Raw genomic sequence first — 18933 nt, 5'->3', positions numbered from 1 at the left:
TCAGCGGACTGCCAAGACTACCAGCACTGCGACCTCGACCATTTCGGCCAGTGCGCCGGCGGTGTCGCCCGTGAATCCGCCCAGCCGTCGCAGGCAAGCCCGGCGCCCGAGCGCCAGCACCAACGCCGCCAAAGCCAGCGCCACTATCCCGCGCCAACCGAGCAGCACGCACCCCACCGCGCTGAGTACGAGCGCCGCCATGCAGGGCTGACGCGGCGCATCCGCCAGCGCGGCGCCCAGGCCGCCACTGCGAACATAAGGCGTGGTGAGAAACAGTGCCGTCAGGCTGGCTCGCGCCAGCCAAGGTGCCAGCAGCAGCGCCACCCAGGGCGCCGGGCCGAGGCTTGCCACCGCGGCGAACTTCAACATCAAGGTCAGCACCACCGCCACCACGCCGACCGGTCCGCAGCGCGGGTCCTTCATGATGGCCAGGGTTTTTTCGCGGTCACCCATGCCGCCGACCCAGGCATCGGCGGTATCGGCCAGGCCATCCAGATGCAAGGCCCCGGTGAGCGCAACCCACGCAGCAACCAGCATCGCCGCCGACAACAGCGAGGCCGTGTCGCGCAGCAGCCACGCCAATACCCCAAGCAGCAGCCCGAGCAGCAGGCCGACCAGGGGATACCACGCCAGCGAGTCGGCCCGTGCGCGCGGATCGTCGTACGCATGCGCCGGCACCGGCAGCCGGGTCAGAAAACCCATCGCGATCAGCAAACCGCGCATCACGCGCTCACCGCAACCGGCCACGACAGCGGATGCAGCGAGGCATGCGGTACCTCGATGCCGGCCATGTCGCCATAACTACGCCGCTCAACCAGGCAGCGCAGCAGGCGGATCGCGCCGCCATGCGTGATCACCAGCACGCGTCGCCCCGGTGGGTCCGAGGCGACGTCATCGAGTGCGGCGCAAAGCCGATCACGAAACGCTTCAAACGTTTCCGCGCCCGGCGGTGGACAGGCCACCGGATCGGCCCAGAACCGCGCGAGCGCATCACCCTGCTCTTGCGCAATCTGCTCAATGGGCACGCCTTGCCATGCGCCAAAATGGTATTCGGCCAGTCGCGCATCGATACGCAGTGGCCATCCACGCGCCAGCGAAAGCTCCCGCGCAAACGCGGCACAGCGTTGCAACGACGAGGAAACAATGGCATCCCATGCATGCCCTTCGACGGCGCCGCGTAACTGGCTCCAGCCCAATTCGCTCAAGGCGTCATCCAGCTGACCGCGATAACTGCGCTGTGCGGTATCACCATGCCGTAGCAATTGAATCTCGATGTTCATGCGGTGGATACGCCGGCTTGTTCGAACGTGGCCATGCCGTTGTGCAAAGCGCAGGCCAGTCGCAGCAACGGTACCGCCAGCGCGGCGCCACTGGCTTCGCCCAGCCGCAAACCAAGGTCGACCAGCGGCGCAGCATCCATCGCCGCCAGCAATCGCGCATGGCCGTGCTCTTTCGAACGGTGCGCGAACAACAACCAAGGGCGCACATCCGGCTGAATCGTCACCGCGACCAGCGCCGCGGCAGTCGTGATGAAGCCGTCGACCAACACCGGCATGCCCGCCTGCGCCGCGGCCAGATAAGCACCTGTCAACGCGGCGATTTCGAAACCACCCACGCAACGCAATTGCTCCAAAGCGTCCTTGGCAGTGCCGTGCAACGCCAACGCGCGCTCCAGCACCGAGACCTTGTGCTGGATGCCGGTCGCATTGAGGCCGGTGCCCGCACCGGCAAGGCAGGATGGCGGTTCATCAAGCAACGCACTCGCCAGCGCGGCGGCCGATGTGGTGTTGCCGATGCCCATGTCGCCACCGATGAAAAGCTGCGTATCGGCGGCCTTCGCCATGCGTACGCTTTGTGCGCCCGCCGCCAGCGCCGCCTCGAGCTGCGCGGGGGTCATCGCCGCTTCGCGGCAGAAGTTCGCGGTTGAAGGCGCGATGATCGCACGACGCACGCCGGGGATTTCGCCCGGATCGTTCACCGTGCCCAGATTCACCACATCCAGCGTTGCTTCCAGGCTGCGCGCAAGCACGCTGATGGCCGCGCCGCCGCTGGCGAAGTTGCGTACCATTTCGCCCGTGACCACTTGCGGAAACGCCGATATGTTTTCTTCCGCCACACCGTGGTCCGCGGCGAACACGCTGATCCACACGCGATCCACCGCCGGATGCTTCGTGTGCTGCAAGGATGCAAGCTGGATCGCAACCGCTTCCAATTGACCGAGCGACCCCGGCGGCTTGGTGAGTTGCAGTTGATGCGCATGCGCCGACTCGGCGATATCGGCATCAGCGTGGACACAAGGTGCGTAAAGCCAGTCGAGGCTCATGGGAGCGTTCCTTTAAGTGCAAGAGGTAAACCCGCGGCGACGAAAATAACGCGCTCGCTCACGGAAGCAATCGCCTGGTGCAGGCGCCCGGCCTCATCCACGAAGCGGCGCGTCAGTGCACCCATCGGGATGATGCCCAGACCCACTTCATTGCTGACCATGATCAGGTCACCGGGCAACTGCGGCAACGCTTCCAGCAACTGTGCGCGCTCGCGCTCGAATCGTTGCGGGTCGTCATGGGCGAGCAGATTGCTCAGCCATAGCGTGAGGCAATCGACCAGCAGGCAGCGAGCGTCGCCCGCGTTTTCGCGCAATACATCCGCCAGTCGCAGCGGCTCCTCGATGCACCGCCACTGCACTGGGCGGCGCGCGCGATGATGCGCGATGCGCGCCGCCATCTCACCATCCCCCGCTTGCGCGGTGGCGATGTAGAGGACATCCCGCTCACTGCCACCGGCAAGCCGTTCCGCCAGCGCGCTTTTGCCGGAGCGAGCACCGCCGAGTATCAAGGTACGCATGGCGTGACCCCCAGCCACCGTGACAAGCATGCCGTATCGAGGTGCTTTTCCACGACGTCCGCCAGTCGCTCGATGGACGCTTCGCGCAAGGCGCGCACATCCAACGCTGTGACGTGACGCAAGCCCGCCCACTGCAGCAACGCCGCCAACGCGCGCGGATGATCAAACACGCCGTGCAGATAGGTGCCCATCACGTTGCCATCGTGCGAAACGGCACCGTCGTCGCGGCCGTCGTCGAGTCGAGCGCAAGGATGCGCAAGCGCCGCACCACGGCTTATACCGCAATGGATTTCATAGCCCTGCACGGCGGCATCGGCAGCAGCATCGGCAAAGCTAAAGTGGCCCTGCACGCGGTGAAGCTGCTTGTACGGCGCAAGCGTGGTTTCCAGGTCTAGCCACCCCAAACCTTCGCTCGATCCGGGCGCGCCTTCAATGCCGTGCGGGTCATGCACGGCCCGCCCCAGCATCTGCAAACCAGCACAAATGCCCAATACTTTGCCGCCATAGCGCACATGTCGTGCGATGGCGGTGTCCCAGCCTTGCGTGCGCAGCCAGGCCAGGTCAGCACGCGTGGATTTCGAACCGGGTAGCACGATGAGATCGCACGAAGGCAGCACATCACCTGGCCCAATCATGCGCAGATCCACGTCCGGATGCGCACGTAGCGCGTCGAAATCCGTGTGATTGCTGATACGCGGCAACGCCGGCACCACCACGCGCAAGGATGCCTGCGGCTTCTCTTCGCGCGCACGCGGCAATGCATCTTCGGCCTCCAGCTGCAGACCATGCAGATACGGCAGAACACCTAGCACGGGCTTGCCTGTTTCCTGCTCCAGCCAATCGAGCCCCGATTGCAGCAAGGCAAGATCGCCGCGAAAGCGGTTGATCACGAAGCCGGCCACACGCGCCCGCTCGCTCTGGGAAAGCAATGCCAGGGTGCCGACAAGATGCGCAAATACACCGCCACGATCGATATCGGCCACCAGGATCACCGGGCAGTCCACCGCTTCGGCATAACCCATGTTGGCGATATCGCGGTCGCGCAGATTGATCTCGGCAGGGCTTCCCGCACCCTCCACGATCACCGCCTCAAACGCATCCACCAGCCGCTGGTGCGAAGCTAATACCGCGTCGAATGCGCGTCGTTTGTAGTCGTGATAATCGCGCGCATCCATATCGGCCACCGGCCGGCCATGCACGATGATTTGTGCACCGATGTCACTGTTGGGTTTGAGCAGCACCGGATTGAAATCGATGCGCGGCTCCAATCCGCATGCCTGCGCCTGCACCGCCTGTGCGCGGCCGATTTCGCCCCCATCACTCGTCACCGCCGAATTCAGTGCCATGTTCTGCGGCTTGAAAGGCGCAACGCGCACACCGTGCCGACGCGCCCACCGACACAGTGCCGTCACCAGCGTGCTTTTGCCTGCATCGGACGTGCAACCCTGCACCATCAACACGCGCGCGCTCATCGCATCACCTCACTCAATGCCGCATTGAGGCGATCGAATGCGGCATCATCCGCGGGCAAGCCGAAGCGAAGACTCGGTGGCGTGTCGAACAAACGCGTAAGAATGCCGCGCATAGCCAGCGCACGGTGGATGGCCGCCGCATCATCCCGTCGGCACCAATGGAACAATCCGCAGCCCGCCGTCGGTTGCAAGCCATGTCTGCTCAACACGCCTGCAAGACGTTCACCGGCATGCGCCAGGCGTGCGCGTGCCTGCGCCTGCCACAAACGATCGGCCAGCGCCTGTTGCAGTACATAGCGCGTGGGGCCACTCAATGCCCACGGACCGAGTGCCTCACGCAACTCGCCGAGCCGTTGCGGCGAGGCACACACAAAGCCAGCCCGCGCACCGGCAAGCCCGAAAAACTTGCCGGCCGAGCGCAGCACAATCAACCCTTCGCGCAAGGCATAGCGACACAGACTGTCTGCTGGCGTGAGATCCATGAAAGCTTCATCGATCACCAACCAACCGCCCCGAGCGGCGAGTTCGGCATGCGCGCGCAACAGCGCTTGCGGATCAAAGCGTTCGCCACCGGGGTTATTGGGATGAATCAGCACCAGCACATCCCATGCCGTGACGTCCGCCAGCAGGATGTCGGCAGGCAGGCACGTCACTTGGTGACCCGCGCGTCGCCAGGCATGCGCATGCTCAGCGTATCCGGGCGCAATGATGCCCACCCGGGCTGTCGGCCGCAGCCATGGCAACGCTTGAATAGCCGCTTGCGAACCGGCCACGGGCAAGACATGCGCTGCCTCGTAATACGCGCATGCCGCGTCGTTCAAGCCATCCTCATCTTCAGGAAGCCGTTGCCATATCGGCGGCGGTACATCCGGCACTGGCCAGCCGAATGGGCTGATGCCGGTAGAAAGGTCCAGCCACTGCGCTGAAGCAATACCGTATTCCTGCGCTGCGCGCTGCAACCGGCCGCCATGCTCAAGCATGCGCACTCCCCCACATGCCAAAGCCAATCAGCAATGCCACCACCAACCAAAGAACCACGCCACGACGCACCAGGCCCAATGCGCGTTCGATACTCATGGCATCGGCGCAAGCACCTGCACCGAGTTCCGGGCGCAAAACCCAGGCACCGTGATACGGCGCCGCTCCACCTAACTTGACGCGCAATGCGCCGGCACCGGCGGCCATCACCGGACCTGCGTTGGGGCTTTTCCAGCGGGGTGCCTGCGTGTGCCAGCAACGCACCGCACCATCGAAATGACCGCACATTGCGTAGGTAAACGCCGTAAGGCGCGCGGGGATGAAGTTCAGTACATCATCCAGGCGCGCCGAGGCCCAGCCGAATCGCGTGTAACGCGGCGTGCGATAGCCCCACATGGCATCGAGTGTGTTGGCCAACCGATACAACAGCGCGCCGGGTGCGCCCAGCACCGCAAACCAGAACAAGGCGCCGAACACCGCATCGGCGCCGTTTTCCAACACCGATTCGGTCGCTGCGGTGGCGACCTGCTCTGCGCTCAAGGCGGCGGTATCGCGGCTAACCATGCGCGAAACCGCTACGCGTGCTGCATCGAGATCATCCGCCACCAATGCGCTCGCAACCGGTTGCGCGTGTTCGCCCAGACTGCGCAAACCAAGCGCAGCGTAAAGCACGATGACCGCCATGCACCACGCAAGCCACATCGGCGCGTAGCGCTGAACGATAAGCAGCACAACCACGCAGGGCAGCACGGCAAGCGACCATGCGAGCCCCCCGCTTATGCGCCGGTCCGCGTAGGTGCGTTGCTCGATCCAATTCGCCATGCGACCGAACAACACCAACGGATGCGCGCGACGCGGCTCACCCCACACGTGATCGAGCAACACGGCAGCGAGCATGGCCAACACCGTGCTCATGGCAGGAACAGCCGCAGCGCGGCTTCGGGCTGGGAAGGAAAGTAGAAATGCACGAAGCTCGCGGTAAGCCGGCGATCGCGATAGACAGCTTCCTTGCAAGGACCCTCGTTCGGATTCAATGCATGGGCCAACGGCTGCGCATCGACAGTGGCTCGCGCGTAGTGGAAGGTATGCCCACGCAAGTCGCCTTCGGGCAGGTTCACGTGTTGCAAGCCCAAGGCGCTCAATCGCGGTTGTATCGTCGCACTCCCCGGCAACAGGCCGGCCATGTGTGCTTCGTTGCCATCACGATCGGCAAGCGTATCCAGCGCAAACAACAAGCCGCCGCACTCGGCCAGCATGGGCTTGCCCGCATCGCGATGCGCACGCAATGCAGCGTGCAGATCATGTCGTTGCGACAAGCTCTCCAGATGCAATTCCGGATAGCCACCCGGCAACCACACCGCGTCGCAATCGGGCAACGCATCACCGGCCAGGGGTGAAAAGAAGTGTAGATCAGCGCCCGCTTCACGCAGTAAATCCACGTTGGCCGGATAGATGAAGCAAAACGCATCGTCTCGCGCTATCGCAATGCGTTGCCCTTGCAGTAATCGCGGGCACACGCTCGTCACAGGCTGTTCGAACCTGACGGCTGGCGGCAACGCTGTGCTCGCATGCTGTGCCCAGGCATCCGCCAGCGCGTCCAGGCGCGCATCGATATCCGACAATTCGTCCGCGGAAACCAGGCCCAGATGTCGTTCCGGCAACCCAAGCCGTTCGTCGCGCGGCAACGCACCCAACCAATGCAAAGGAGCGGGCAGGCTCTCTTTCAACAATTGCGCGTGATACGCACTGCCGATGCGATTGGCCGCCACACCATACAGCGACAGCCCTTCGCGATAGTTCGCCAAGCCAAGTGCCAGCGCGCCAAAGGTCTGCGCCATCGCCGAACCGTCGATCACGGCCAGCACCGGCAATCCTAATTGCCGGGCAAGATCAGCGCTGGACGGCGCGCCGTCGAACAGTCCCATCACGCCCTCGACCAGGATCAGATCCGCATCGCCCGCTGCATCGAACAGACGCTTGCGCACATCCGATTCCGTGCACATCCATAGGTCGAGCTGATAGACCGATGTACCGGCCGCGCGGGCAAGCACCATGGGATCGAGAAAATCCGGCCCCGTCTTGAATAGCCGCACGCGTCGACCTTGGCGCGCATGCCAGCGCGCCAGCGCCGCCGTCACCGACGTCTTGCCTTGCCCCGACGCCGGTGCGGAAACCAGCAGAGCCGGCACCTGGCGAACACTCACAGCTCGATGCCTTTTTGCGCCTTGATGCCGGCGTCGAATGCGTGCTTCACCACGCGCATCTCCGTCACCGTGTCGGCCACGGCGACCAAGCCATCGGGCGCGCCGCGCCCGGTGATCACTACGTGCTGGCGCGGTGGACGCGCACTCACTGCGGTCAATACTTGCTCAAGCTGCACATACTGCTTGGTGAGCGCGATGTTGAGTTCATCCAGCAGCACGAAGTCATACGCGGAATCGGCCAGCATACGGGCCGCCACAGTCCATGCAGCCTGTGCCGCCGCGATGTCGCGTGATTTGTCCTGCGTTTCCCAGGTGAAGCCTTCGCCCATCACGTGGTAATCGAGCTGATCGCCGCCGAGGCGACGAAAGAACGCTTCCTCGCCGGTGGAGAAGGTGCCCTTGATGAACTGCACCACGCCGCATCGAAAGCCGTGGCCCAGCGCGCGCGCCAGCATGCCGAAGCCCGAAGAACTCTTGCCCTTGCCGTTACCGGTGTTCACCACCAGCACGCCGCGATCGATGGTGGCGCGGGCGATCTTGCGATCGACCAGCTCCTTCTTGCGCTGCATGCGCTCGCGGTGGCGCTCTTCCGGCGTCATGTCCTCGCGCGGTGGACGCTCGCTCATGCACGCACCTCGTCATGGTGGGCGCAGGAAACAAAGAACGCGTGGCACTGCATGTCGACACTCCTTAAGCACGTCATTCAGACATGCATCAAAACGCAAGGAGGACGACGACGGCGGCACCGGCACTGACGCAGCGGCCCGCGACATGGCCCTCCGCCCGTCCGGTTTGGAACGCCTGGCTACCGCAAGCCCACATTGCGTTCGAACAATGGTGGGCGTGGCGGAGCAGGTTCTGTGCCGAGGCCGGTCTCCGGACTTGCGAGCGAAGGGTTCATGCCTTCCGATCCACGCCTTCCCGTGCGCGGGCACAGTGGCCATATGCGGATCGTTTTGCTCGCCTACCGTTGCGGGGGCAGCTCCGGCTTGAGTCGCATGGATGTGCGGCGCACCGGATTCCCGTTTCAACCGCCGGCAAACACCGGCAGTCACCTCAGTCGCTGCATCTTAGAACCTGGCCACCCGTGCGCCTAGCCTGTGCTCTATACCGGCTCTACACCTACGGTTGACGATGCTCCCAGGTGGTGCGTTTGGGGGCGTATCTCGGCACAAGGGCGAGCCAACTACCCATCCTGCTTACATATTTCTGTTTGGACTTACCGAAGCCCAATCGTCCGTTGTCGACCAGCGCTGTTGTCACTAACCTGAAATTGTTGCTACGCAACAACCTTTTGCCCAGGGGAATTACCACGCAATGAAGAACGACAACCATCGGCCCCGTTCAGAGGGCCTTCGCACGAACGCCACGTCGATACTGACCGCCTCCCTCCTGCTTGCACTCACCCCCCACGCTGCCGCGCAGGACACTCCGCAAGCGTCCTCCCAACCCAGCAATGGCAATACGAAAAATCTGCAGGCGGTAATCGTCACCGGCACGCGTGCGCAGAACCGCACCGATAGCACCTCGCTGTCGCCGATCGATGTAGTGCCGGCTTCCGCCTTGCAGAGCACGGGTACCAATGAACTCTCCACCGCGCTGGCGCGCCTGATTCCATCGCTGAATTTTCCCCGCCCCGCCGCGACCGACACCACCGACTCGCAGCGCCCGGCGCAGTTGCGCGGCCTCGCACCGGATGAAGTGCTGGTGCTGGTCGATGGCAAGCGTTGGCACACCAGCGCAATGGTGAATGTGGACGGCACTATTGGCCGCGGCTCGGCGCCGGTGGATTTGAACACCATCCCGCTCTCGGCGATCGATCACATCGAAGTGCTGCGCGACGGCGCGTCGGCGCAATACGGTTCGGATGCGATCGCCGGCGTGATCAACATCATCCTCAAGCATGGTGCGCAAGGCGGTTCGGTCGAACTGGACGGCGGCCACTACCAGACCGGTGGCGGCAAGCAATGGCAGGGTTCGGCCAACGTCGGCATTCCGCTCAATGGCGACAAGGGCTGGCTGCGCATCAGCGTGGATGATGATCATCAGGATCCGACCAACCATGGCGGCGTGGATGTGCGCTATCCACAACTGGGCGAGAAGCAGGTATTCGGCGACCCCACCGTGAGCCAGCACAACCTGTTCCTCAATTCGCAGTACGACATCACCCACAACATCCAGTTCTACGCGTTTGGCAGCTATCACGAGCGCAACGCGATTTCCGATGAGCTGTATCGCAACCCGTATGGCTACCCATCGTCGGTGAGCACGCTGCTCAGCGCGCTCTATCCCGGCGGCTATCAGCCGCTGCTGCAGTCGCGCAGCACCGACGAATCACTCGTGGCCGGTGTGCGCGGCACCACCGCCAGCGGCTGGCGCTGGGATGTGAGTGCCAACTATGGCGGCAATCGTGTGTCGCTCGATACGATCAACACGGCCAACTATGCCTTCCTGCATGATTTCGGCTACACGCCCACGCATTTCTTCGACGGCATCGTGTCGTCTGCTCAGCAGGTGGCGGATGTCGACATTGCGAAGGACTTCAACCTGAGCTGGCTGCCCAACGCGGTGACGCTCGCTTTTGGCGGCGAATACCAGCGCAACACCTACTCGATCAGCGCGGGCGACCCCAGCTCCTATTACGTGGGTACATCCGGCCTGACGGGCGGCGCCCAAGGCTTCAGCGGCTACAGCCCGGTGAACACCGGCGCGTGGAGCCGCAGCGACGTGGCGCAATACGTGAGCCTGGAAACCAACCTCACCGACAAGCTCGGCACGTCGCTCGCCGTGCGGCATGAGGATTACAACGATTTCGGCAACACGGTTTCCGGTGCTTTCGCGGCACGCTACGACTTCACCGATCGCTTCGCCCTGCGCGGCAGTGTATCGAGCGGCTTCCGCGCGCCCTCGCTGGCACAGGAGGATTATTCGCAGATCGGCTCGTTGTACCTCACGCCGAGCAGTGCCGGCCCCGGTGTTGCGCCGGGTATCTATCAGACGGGCCTGTTGCCGGTAAGCAACCCGGTGGCGCAGTTGCTGGGCGCGCAGGCGCTGCGGCCGGAGCGGTCGCACAACTACACGGTGGGCGCGGTTTTCAATCCGATCGATCCGCTGACGCTGACGTTCGATCTCTATCAGATCAACATTTACAACCGCATCGTGCTGTCCAGCACGCTGAGCGGGTTGAACACACCGGTGGTGGTGGATTACCTGGCCGCCAACGGCATTACCGACGTGGCGTACAGCTCGGCGCAGTACTTCACCAATGCCGTGAACACGCGCACGCAAGGCGGTGACCTGGTCACGAGCTATCACTCCGATTTCGGCAACGCCGGCTCCCTCGATAGCACCTTGAGCTACAACTACAACCGCACTCAGGTGACGCACGTGGCCGCCAACCCATCGCAGCTGGATGCGTTAGGCCTGCAGCTGGAGCGTGTCACGTATCGCGATATCAAAGGCCTCCTGGCCAATTCCACACCACGCAGCAAGCTGATCTTCAATGAGAACTACACACTGGGCCACTGGGTATTCAACGGCAACCTCATCCGCTATGGCAGCTTCACCGCGTACAGCAACAGTACGTATCTGCTCAATCAGACCTACAGCCCGCAATGGGTGCTGGATGTGGCCGGCAGTTACAACTTGGACAACTGGACCTTCTCGCTGGGCGTGGACAACGCCACCAACAGCTATCCGGACAAGGTGATCGCGGCGAACAGCACCAACGGAACGATTCCGTATTCAGAATTTTCACCCGCGGGCTTCAATGGGCGTTACTATTACACCAAAGTGATCTATCACTGGTGATCCAACAAGCCCACTGCCAAGTACTCGTGCGATGCATGCACGCAAAAATCCCGGCCAATGAGCCGGGATTTTTTTGTGGTGCGTAGCGTACGTTCGAAAACTCTTTCCTTGCCTCAGCGTCATGCCGGCCAAGCCGGAATGACGAGCAGGTAATTTTTCGCCAGGGCGAGCCCTCACCCCGACCCTCTCCCCTGCCGGGAGAGGGAGTGGAATGGCGTTACGCGTGTTTGTGGAAAACCAGATGCCCACCTTCCGCAGCCACGGCAATGGTGTCGCCCGCCGCGAAGCGTCCTTCTAGAATTTCCCTCGCCAACGGGTTCTCAAGCTGCTGCTGGATCGCTCGCTTGAGCGGACGCGCACCGTACACCGGATCGAAGCCGACGTTACCCAGCAGGTCCAACGCCTTGTCGTCGATTTCCAGCTTGAGCTGACGTTCGGCCAAGCGCTTTTCCAGGTATGTGAGCTGGATCAGCGCGATCTTGCGAATCTGCTTTTTCTCCAGCGGACGGAACACCACCAGCTCGTCCAGGCGGTTGATGAATTCCGGACGGAAGTGCGCCTGCACCACGCCAAGCACCGATGCTTTCATCTGCACGTAGTCGGCTTCGGAGTCGCCTGCATTTTCCTGGATGAGCTGCGAGCCAAGGTTGGAGGTCATCACGATCACGGTGTTGCGAAAATCCACCGTGCGACCCTGGCCGTCGGTGAGGCGGCCGTCGTCCAGCACCTGCAGCAACACATTGAACACATCCGGATGCGCCTTCTCAACCTCGTCCAGCAGGATCACGCTGTACGGCCGGCGACGCACCGCCTCGGTGAGATAACCGCCTTCCTCGTAACCGACGTAGCCAGGAGGTGCGCCGATCAGGCGGGCCACGGAGTGTTTCTCCATGAACTCGCTCATGTCGATGCGCACCATCGCTTCCTGTGTGTCGAACAGGAATTCGGCCAGCGCTTTGCACAATTCGGTCTTGCCCACACCGGTGGGGCCCAGGAACAAGAACGAACCGTACGGACGATTCGGATCGGACAAGCCCGCACGCGCGCGACGGATCGCGTCGGACACCGCACGCACGGCTTCATCCTGACCGACCACGCGCTTGTGCAAGGCTTCTTCCATGTGCAGCAATTTCTCACGCTCGCCTTCGAGCATCTTGCTGACCGGAATACCGGTCCAGCGCGACACCACTTCGGCAATTTCTTCCTCGGTGACGCGATCCTGCACCAGTTTGAAATCCTGTTTTTCGGCGGCCTGCGCTGCAGCAAGCTGCTTTTCCAGCTCGGGCAGACGCCCGTACTGGATCTCGCTCATCCTGGCGTAATCCTGCCGCCGCTGCGCCGCCTCCAGATCGAGACGTGCCTGCTCAAGCTGCTCTTTGACCTTGGTTGCGCCTTGCAGTGCAGCCTTCTCCGATTTCCACACTTCGTTGAGATCGGAAAATTCGCGTTCCAGGCGTTCGATATCGGTATCCAGATCGGCGAGCCGCTTCTTGGAGGCCTCGTCGGTTTCCTTTTTCAACATCTCGCGCTGGATCTTCAGTTGGATCAGGCGGCGTTCGAGGCGGTCGAGCTCCTCGGGCTTGGAATCGATTTCCATGCGGATGCGCGAGGCCGCTTCATCCATCAGATCGATGGCCTTGTCCGGCAACTGGCGGTCGGTGATGTAGCGATTGGAGAGCGTGGCGGCGGCAACCACCGCCGGGTCGGTAATTTCCACGCCGTGGTGCACGGCGTAACGCTCTTTCAAGCCACGCAGAATGGCGATCGTGTCTTCCACGCTCGGCTCGCCGACGAACACTTTCTGGAAGCGACGCTCCAGCGCGGCATCCTTTTCGATGTATTTGCGATATTCATCCAAGGTGGTGGCGCCGATGCAATGCAGCTCACCGCGCGCCAGCGCAGGCTTGAGCATATTGCCGGCATCCATCGCACCTTCGGCTTTACCGGCGCCGACCATGGTGTGCAGCTCATCGATGAACAGGATGATCTGACCTTCGTTTTTGGCCAGGTCGTTGAGCACCGCTTTGAGGCGCTCCTCGAACTCGCCGCGGAATTTTGCACCGGCAATCAGCGCGCCCATGTCCAGTGCAAGCACGCGCTTGTCGCGCAAGCCTTCGGGTACTTCGTTCTTGACGATACGCTGCGCGAGGCCTTCGACGATGGCGGTCTTGCCCACGCCGGGTTCGCCGATCAATACCGGATTGTTCTTGGTGCGACGCTGCAGCACTTGCACCACGCGTCGGATTTCTTCGTCGCGGCCGATCACCGGATCGAGTTTGCCGCTCTCGGCGCGCGTGGTGAGATCGATGCAGTATTTCTCCAACGCTTGGCGCTGGTCTTCGGCATTTTCGCTCTGTACTTTTTCGCCCCCGCGCAATTTGTCGATGGCCGCTTCAACGTTGGGCTTGGTGGCGCCGGCGGCTTTCAAGGCGGCGCCGAGTTCGCCTTTGTCGTCCAGCGCGGCCAATACAAATAGCTCGCTGGCGATGAACTGGTCGCCGCGCTGCTGCGCGAGTTTGTCGGTGAGGTTGAGCAGGCGTGTCAGCTCGTTGCCGGCGTGGATGTTGCCTTCCTGCCCGCTGACTTTCGGCAGGCGATCGAGCAGTTCAAACACGCGCTGACGGAACGTCGGCACATTGACGCGCGCCTGCGTGAGCAGCGGCGCGGTCGAGCCGCCCTGCTGATCGAGCAGCGCCGCCATCACGTGCGCCGGTTCGAGCATATTGTTGTCGCGTCCCAGAGCCAGCGACTGCGCATCGGCCAGCGCCTGTTGGAAACGCGAAGTGAGTTTGTCCATTCGCATCGGTGTATCCCCAAAAGGTATTTGGCGGACGTGCCGCCACTGCCAGGAGAGATGCGGACTCGGCGGGGCGATTCAAGCGTGGGCGAGGGTTGCGTTAAGGCTATGTGGGCGCATGGTTTCCGCGAAATCCTCAGCGCTGCCTTACCGTCATTTCGGCGAAGGCCGGAATCCAGTTCAAATGCGTCGTGCGAAGCACGCAGCATTCAAGGATGCTGTGTCCTCCGGACGCAAATCGAGACTGGATTCCGGCCTTCGCCGGAATGACGATGAGGGGAATGGAGGCTTATGGCTCAAGCCAAATCAAGCTGGCGAACCGCCCGCTATGGACGCCTTCCCGGCGATAGGAATAAAAGCGTTCGTCCGCGTGCGTATCGAAGCCGCCACCGTAAATACGCGTGATGCCCGCCGCCGTAAGACGCAGCCTGGCGAGCGCGGCCAGATCGCACAACCAATGGCCGGGGCGCGTGGGCGTGAACGCGGATGCCGCATCGGCGGCATGCTGAAGAAAGGCCTTGTGCACTTGTTCACCCACTTCATACGAAGGGCCGCCGATACAAGGACCCAGCCACGCCAGCAGGCTCGCGGCCGGACGCTGCATTTGTTCGATCGTTTCCTCCAGCACCCCGGCAGCAAGCCCGCGCCAGCCCGCATGTGCCGCGCCGATCGTGCGGCCATCGTCCGTGCAAAGCAGCACCGGCAGGCAGTCGGCCGTGAGGATGGCGAGCACGGTACCGGGCAAGTGCGATACCGCCGCATCGGCCTCGGGTTCTTCGGGAGAGGGCAGTGGACCGAGATCGGCGACGGTGACGCCGTGCACCTGCCGCAACCAGCGCGGCTCCGCCGGCAACGCGAGCGACTGGCGCAATGCGCTGCGATTGCTGTGCACAGCCTGCTCGCCTTCACCGCTGCGCAACCCCAAGTTGAAGCGCCCGAATGGCGGCTGCGACACACCCGGGCCATCGCGCGTAGTGACCGCCGCATGCACACTGCACGGCGCAGGCCAGTCCGGAAATATCCAGGCGTCGGTCATCGTGGGCACGTGGGTTACTCGTCCTGTCCGTTGGCCGCCAGATCGGCGCGCAGCGCCCCGATCAAGGCATTCATATCGTCGGGGCGCGGCGCCTCGAATGCCATCGTTTCGCCGCTGACCGGATGTTCGAACGCCAGCCGCTCGGCATGCAGCGCCTGACGGCGGAAACCACGCAACGCGAGCACGAGTTCCGGCGTCGCCCGCTTGGGCAGTTTCAGGCTGCCGCCATAGAGCGGATCGCCTATCAGCGGATGGCCGATGTGCGCCATGTGCACGCGGATCTGGTGCGTACGTCCGGTTTCCAGGTTGCACTGGATGAGGCTGTGCACGCGAAAACGCTCGCGCAGGCGATAGTGCGTGACCGCGTGCTTGCCGTCGTCTTCATCGCGTACGGCCTGGCGCAGGCGATCGCTGTGATGGCGGCCGATGGGCGCATCCACGGTGCCACCGGCGATCAGCGCCCCCAGCACGATGGCCTCGTACTGCCGTGCAACGGCGTGGCGGGACAGCATGTCGACCAGGGCCGTGTGGGCGGGGAGTGTCTTGGCCACCACCATGAGGCCGGAGGTGTCCTTGTCCAGCCGGTGCACGATGCCGCCGCGCGGCAGTTCCGCCAGCTTCGGATCATGGTGCAGCAGCGCGTTGAGCAACGTGCCGGCCGGATTGCCGGCGCCCGGATGCACGACCAGGCCGACCGGCTTGTTCAGCACCAGCACGTGTTCGTCCTCATGCACGATGTCCAGTGCGATGGCCTCCGGCTGGCTGGACACTTCCGCCTCGAGCTCGGCCTCGAGGCGAACCTGCTCGCCGCCCTTCAGCAGTTGCCGTGGCGCCGCCGGAGCCCCATCCAGGGTGGCCGCACCGGCCTTGATCCAGGCGGTGAGGCGCGAACGGGAGTAGTCGGGGAACATCTCGGCCAAAGCTTGGTCGAACCTCCGGCCTGCTGCAGACAGGGGCACGACCGCCTCGTGGCGGATGAGGGAGCCGGTTGTTCTCATCCCTGATCCTCCGGCTGGGCGCCGGTTTCGGCTATGATCCCTTTTCGCTCAAACATCTGAACCTCTTACTCATGCGCGTAATCAAGCTGCCGGCCAACCCGACAACTGTTCTTAAAGTACTGATCGTGCTGATCCTGGCACTGACGATGAGCGCCTGCTCATGGTTCCGGCGCGGTGGCGACCCGCTCGACACCATGCCACTGCCGCAGCTTTACGCCAAAGCCCACACCGATCTGATCCACTCCGACTATTCGGCAGCCGAGAAAGCGTACCAGCGCCTGATCGCCCGTTTCCCGTCCGGCCCGTTCAACGAGCAGTCTCAGCTTGAACTGGCTTACGCGCAGTACAAGAACAACAAGCCGGACGACGCGTACTCCACGATCAACCGCTTCATCAAGTCCAATCCGCTCAATCCACATGTGGATTATGCCTATTACTTGCGCGGCTTGATCAATTTCGATCGCACGGCCGGCGTGATCGAGCGCACGTTCAGCAGCCAGGAAATCGGCAAGCAGACGCGCCGCGACCAAGGCTACAACCTCAAATCGTTCGATGATTTCGCCGAGCTGAGCCGTCGCTTCCCCGACAGCGCCTACGCCGCGGACGCACGCCAACGCATGATCTACCTGCGCAACGTGCTGGCGCAGTACGAAGTCAACGTCGCCGAATTCTACTTGCGCAACAAAGCCTATATCGCCGCCGCCGACCGCGCGCAGTACGTAATCGAGCATTACCAGGAATCGCCGCAGTCGGGCGACGCGCTGGCGATCATGTGCCGCAGCTATCTGGCCCTCAATCAGAAGCCGCAGGCCGAGCAGGTCCGTCAGGTGCTGGCGCTCAACTATCCGAACCATCCGTACCTGAAGGACCCGAAGTGGCCGCATGCGCCCTCGACCCTGCGTAAGATGATTCCGTTTTCAGGGCATTATTGAGTTCGTAGTTCTGCTCCATGCAAAAAAGCCGGTGCGCGTAAGCCACCGGCTTTTTTTATGGGCTGATTCGATTCATCTGGCTAACCAGCGCATCAATTCGCCGGCAACTCCGATCAGCCCGACTAGAAACTGTGCGTCGGCTGCAAGCGACCAATGGCCCAGGCCTACGTAAGGCAAGCTAACGACAGCACGCAAGGATTGCCCTGCATACAACAAAAAATGCTTTTTACACCATATGGCCCTCATCAAAACCCACCATGAGGGACTTTCGTATGGCAATCCCTGCACACCTTTGGCTTACTGACGAACGTGGTTCGCCCATCAAAGGGGAAAGCCGCGTTCTAAAACGCGAAGGAAGCATTGAAGTCTTGCGTTTTTCCCATGGCGTCCATAACCCATCCGATGGCGTGACGGGTAGCTTGCTGGGAACCCGCAACCACAGCCCGATCAGGATCGAAAAGGAATTCGACCGCAGCTCTCCCTACCTCTACAGAGCGGTCGCCGCAGGAATGCCGCTGCAAGTGGCCGAACTCAAATGGTACCGGCTGGATGAAGCTGGCAACGAGCAGGAGTACTTCAACATGAGGATGGAAAACGTGCGAGTGGCTTCCGTCGCCCCACTTATGCATCACGCGACAAATCTGAATACAACCACTTGGAAGTGGTAGAGCTTCGTTATCAAAAAGTCACCTGGAAATACTGCGATGGGAATGTGCAGTACTCGGATGATTGGCGATCGTTCTATTGAATGCGAAGACGATGCCAACTGTCATCTATGGCCGATATCACGCTTCCGATCAGCGCTTGCAGAATATGCTGCAGCATATTGCCGAAACAATTGGAAGGGACGTCCGAGTCACGAGCGCCGATCGAATCAACATCGTAAAAGGAAGTAGCGTAAACAGTCTGCACCTCATCAATGAGGCGGTAGATTTTCACGTTATTGGGCTAAGCGACGCAGAGGCATTTCGTGCACTGCGGGAGAATCGCGTTGCCATCTTTGGACCTGAAGTAGGCGATGACTATCGGTGGCAGCTTATTCAACATGGTCCTTACACCTCGACCGGAGGACCCCATCTTCATCTGGGTTATTCTCCGAAAGGAAAACCACCTCGTGTGAACTGAGGATTCCTTGTCGAAGGGTTAGCGCCAGGTCAGCGCTATACCATCGTAGAAGGAGCCTAGATTCACTCTCCCCCCACAGGAAAACTCCATTCCCCCAGAATGCCATGGTTTGTCCGAATGGTCACGGGCGCAGGACCGTAGCCACTGTCAGTCGCATCACCTATCGTTTCGATCGCTTCCTCGGGAAGATAACGACACTTGCCGCCTTTAATCAGTGCGTCCAGTACTGCTTGATTTGGCTTCTTTCCTTCATCACCAACTTTCCACACGTCTGCTGCCATCCATTTAACCATTGAGGCTTTTGTACGGCATACGGGAACAGGAGGATTTGGTTGGTAATGGGCTTGCGGAGCCATGGGTGCCATCGAAAGGACGTGATACCCCCACAGTTGCGTGACACCCTGGCTTGTTTGCACCGTTACTTTGGCCGGCCCCTTCCCGTTGTCCGTGGGGGTAGAGGCATCCTTTATGGCTTCGTCCGAAACCAAGAGACAATCATCGGCCCTGATCAGCTCGGTTATCAGCCTCGGGCTACCTCCGGAATCCATTACCTTGCGCATTGCGGCTTTGGAATGACAAACGACATCAGTAGGGATGTCATTGCTGTCTTGCATCTGGACGGGCTTTGTCGGCTCCTGTGCGCAAGCGATTCGCGCCGCACTGGATAAAGCCAAGGCAGAGAGAACTAAGTAGCTCCAATTTCTTTTCATATGCATCCTTTCATATGCATCCTTACCTGC

17 protein-coding genes and 1 riboswitch are annotated in these 18933 nt (G+C 61.9%); of the genes, 4 read left to right on the top strand and 13 right to left on the bottom strand.

The features are described 5' to 3' along the window. From DWU98_RS00445 to cobO, 9 genes are read right to left on the bottom strand one after another with little or no spacing between them, the layout of a single operon-like run. Positions 1-726, bottom strand: coding sequence for an adenosylcobinamide-GDP ribazoletransferase (locus DWU98_RS00445; RefSeq protein WP_115493517.1), 726 nt, complete (start codon positions 724-726; stop codon positions 1-3). Next, positions 723-1280, bottom strand: a complete 558-nt coding sequence (locus DWU98_RS00440) for a histidine phosphatase family protein (RefSeq protein WP_115493516.1) — start codon at positions 1278-1280, stop codon at positions 723-725. Before DWU98_RS00440 ends, DWU98_RS00445 begins: the two co-directional genes overlap by 4 nt. Further along, positions 1277-2323 (bottom strand): nicotinate-nucleotide--dimethylbenzimidazole phosphoribosyltransferase, encoded by a 1047-nt coding sequence (gene cobT / locus DWU98_RS00435; RefSeq protein WP_115493515.1) that lies wholly within the window; start codon positions 2321-2323, stop codon positions 1277-1279. The genes DWU98_RS00440 and cobT overlap by 4 nt, the downstream gene beginning before the upstream one ends. After that, complete coding sequence (gene cobU, locus DWU98_RS00430) at positions 2320-2841, bottom strand: bifunctional adenosylcobinamide kinase/adenosylcobinamide-phosphate guanylyltransferase (protein WP_115493514.1); 522 nt, start codon at positions 2839-2841, stop codon at positions 2320-2322. Before cobU ends, cobT begins: the two co-directional genes overlap by 4 nt. Beyond that, positions 2829-4313: a cobyric acid synthase gene (locus DWU98_RS00425; RefSeq protein WP_115493513.1), complete on the bottom strand. Its 1485-nt coding sequence runs from the start codon at positions 4311-4313 to the stop codon at positions 2829-2831. The genes cobU and DWU98_RS00425 overlap by 13 nt, the downstream gene beginning before the upstream one ends. Next, positions 4310-5293, bottom strand: coding sequence for a threonine-phosphate decarboxylase CobD (cobD, locus tag DWU98_RS00420; protein ID WP_115493512.1), 984 nt, complete (start codon positions 5291-5293; stop codon positions 4310-4312). The genes DWU98_RS00425 and cobD overlap by 4 nt, the downstream gene beginning before the upstream one ends. Continuing rightward, entirely contained in the window at positions 5286-6206 is a 921-nt protein-coding gene (gene cbiB, locus DWU98_RS00415) for an adenosylcobinamide-phosphate synthase CbiB (RefSeq protein WP_115493511.1), read from the bottom strand. Before cbiB ends, cobD begins: the two co-directional genes overlap by 8 nt. After that, positions 6203-7495 carry a cobyrinic acid a,c-diamide synthase CobB gene (locus tag DWU98_RS00410; protein ID WP_115493510.1) on the bottom strand — a complete coding sequence of 431 codons (1293 nt, stop codon included), beginning with the start codon at positions 7493-7495 and terminating at the stop codon, positions 6203-6205. The genes cbiB and DWU98_RS00410 overlap by 4 nt, the downstream gene beginning before the upstream one ends. Further along, positions 7492-8094 (bottom strand): cob(I)yrinic acid a,c-diamide adenosyltransferase, encoded by a 603-nt coding sequence (gene cobO / locus DWU98_RS00405; RefSeq protein ID WP_115494112.1) that lies wholly within the window; start codon positions 8092-8094, stop codon positions 7492-7494. Before cobO ends, DWU98_RS00410 begins: the two co-directional genes overlap by 4 nt. 251 nt (positions 8095-8345) lie before the next feature. Then, positions 8346-8569, bottom strand: a riboswitch (cobalamin riboswitch). 243 nt (positions 8570-8812) lie between these two features. Between cobO and DWU98_RS00400 the strand changes: the two genes are divergently transcribed. Continuing rightward, positions 8813-11305, top strand: coding sequence for a TonB-dependent receptor plug domain-containing protein (locus DWU98_RS00400; protein ID WP_115493509.1), 2493 nt, complete (start codon positions 8813-8815; stop codon positions 11303-11305). Positions 11306-11522: 217 nt separating this feature from the next. On the opposite strand, the gene clpB is transcribed toward DWU98_RS00400, so the two are convergent. The 3 genes from clpB to rluD form a co-directional block, all read right to left on the bottom strand. Continuing rightward, positions 11523-14108, bottom strand: a complete 2586-nt coding sequence (clpB, locus tag DWU98_RS00395; protein ID WP_115493508.1) for an ATP-dependent chaperone ClpB — start codon at positions 14106-14108, stop codon at positions 11523-11525. A gap of 283 nt (positions 14109-14391) precedes the next feature. Next, complete coding sequence (pgeF, locus tag DWU98_RS00390; protein ID WP_115494111.1) at positions 14392-15138, bottom strand: peptidoglycan editing factor PgeF; 747 nt, start codon at positions 15136-15138, stop codon at positions 14392-14394. A gap of 14 nt (positions 15139-15152) precedes the next feature. Next, on the bottom strand, positions 15153-16136 hold the full coding sequence (rluD, locus tag DWU98_RS00385) for a 23S rRNA pseudouridine(1911/1915/1917) synthase RluD (RefSeq protein WP_115493507.1): 984 nt from the start codon (positions 16134-16136) through the stop codon (positions 15153-15155). Between the two features lie 71 nt (positions 16137-16207). Here rluD and DWU98_RS00380 point away from each other — a divergent pair, with 71 nt between their 5' ends. The 3 genes from DWU98_RS00380 to DWU98_RS22515 all read left to right on the top strand — a co-directional run bounded on the left by DWU98_RS00380 (position 16208) and on the right by DWU98_RS22515 (position 18193). Then, positions 16208-17068, top strand: coding sequence for an outer membrane protein assembly factor BamD (locus DWU98_RS00380; RefSeq protein ID WP_115494110.1), 861 nt, complete (start codon positions 16208-16210; stop codon positions 17066-17068). 272 nt (positions 17069-17340) lie between these two features. Then, the gene (locus DWU98_RS00375) at positions 17341-17736 is read left to right on the top strand and encodes an Hcp family type VI secretion system effector (protein WP_343126342.1); all 396 of its coding nucleotides are present in this window, start codon (positions 17341-17343) and stop codon (positions 17734-17736) included. 91 nt (positions 17737-17827) lie between these two features. Further along, a complete protein-coding gene (locus DWU98_RS22515; RefSeq protein WP_115493506.1) occupies positions 17828-18193 on the top strand; it encodes a D-Ala-D-Ala carboxypeptidase family metallohydrolase in 366 nt (121 codons plus the stop codon). Positions 18194-18255: 62 nt separating this feature from the next. Here the strand turns inward: DWU98_RS22515 and DWU98_RS00365 are convergent, their stop codons facing one another. After that, entirely contained in the window at positions 18256-18903 is a 648-nt protein-coding gene (locus DWU98_RS00365; RefSeq protein ID WP_147293167.1) for a hypothetical protein, read from the bottom strand. Positions 18904-18933 lie beyond the last annotated feature (30 nt).

Source organism: Dyella monticola, from assembly GCF_003363155.1.
GTDB classification, from domain to species: Bacteria; Pseudomonadota; Gammaproteobacteria; order Xanthomonadales; family Rhodanobacteraceae; genus Dyella_B; species Dyella_B monticola.
The sequence above is the reverse complement of the archived record's forward strand: the minus strand, read 5'-3'. Positions and strand labels throughout refer to the sequence as shown.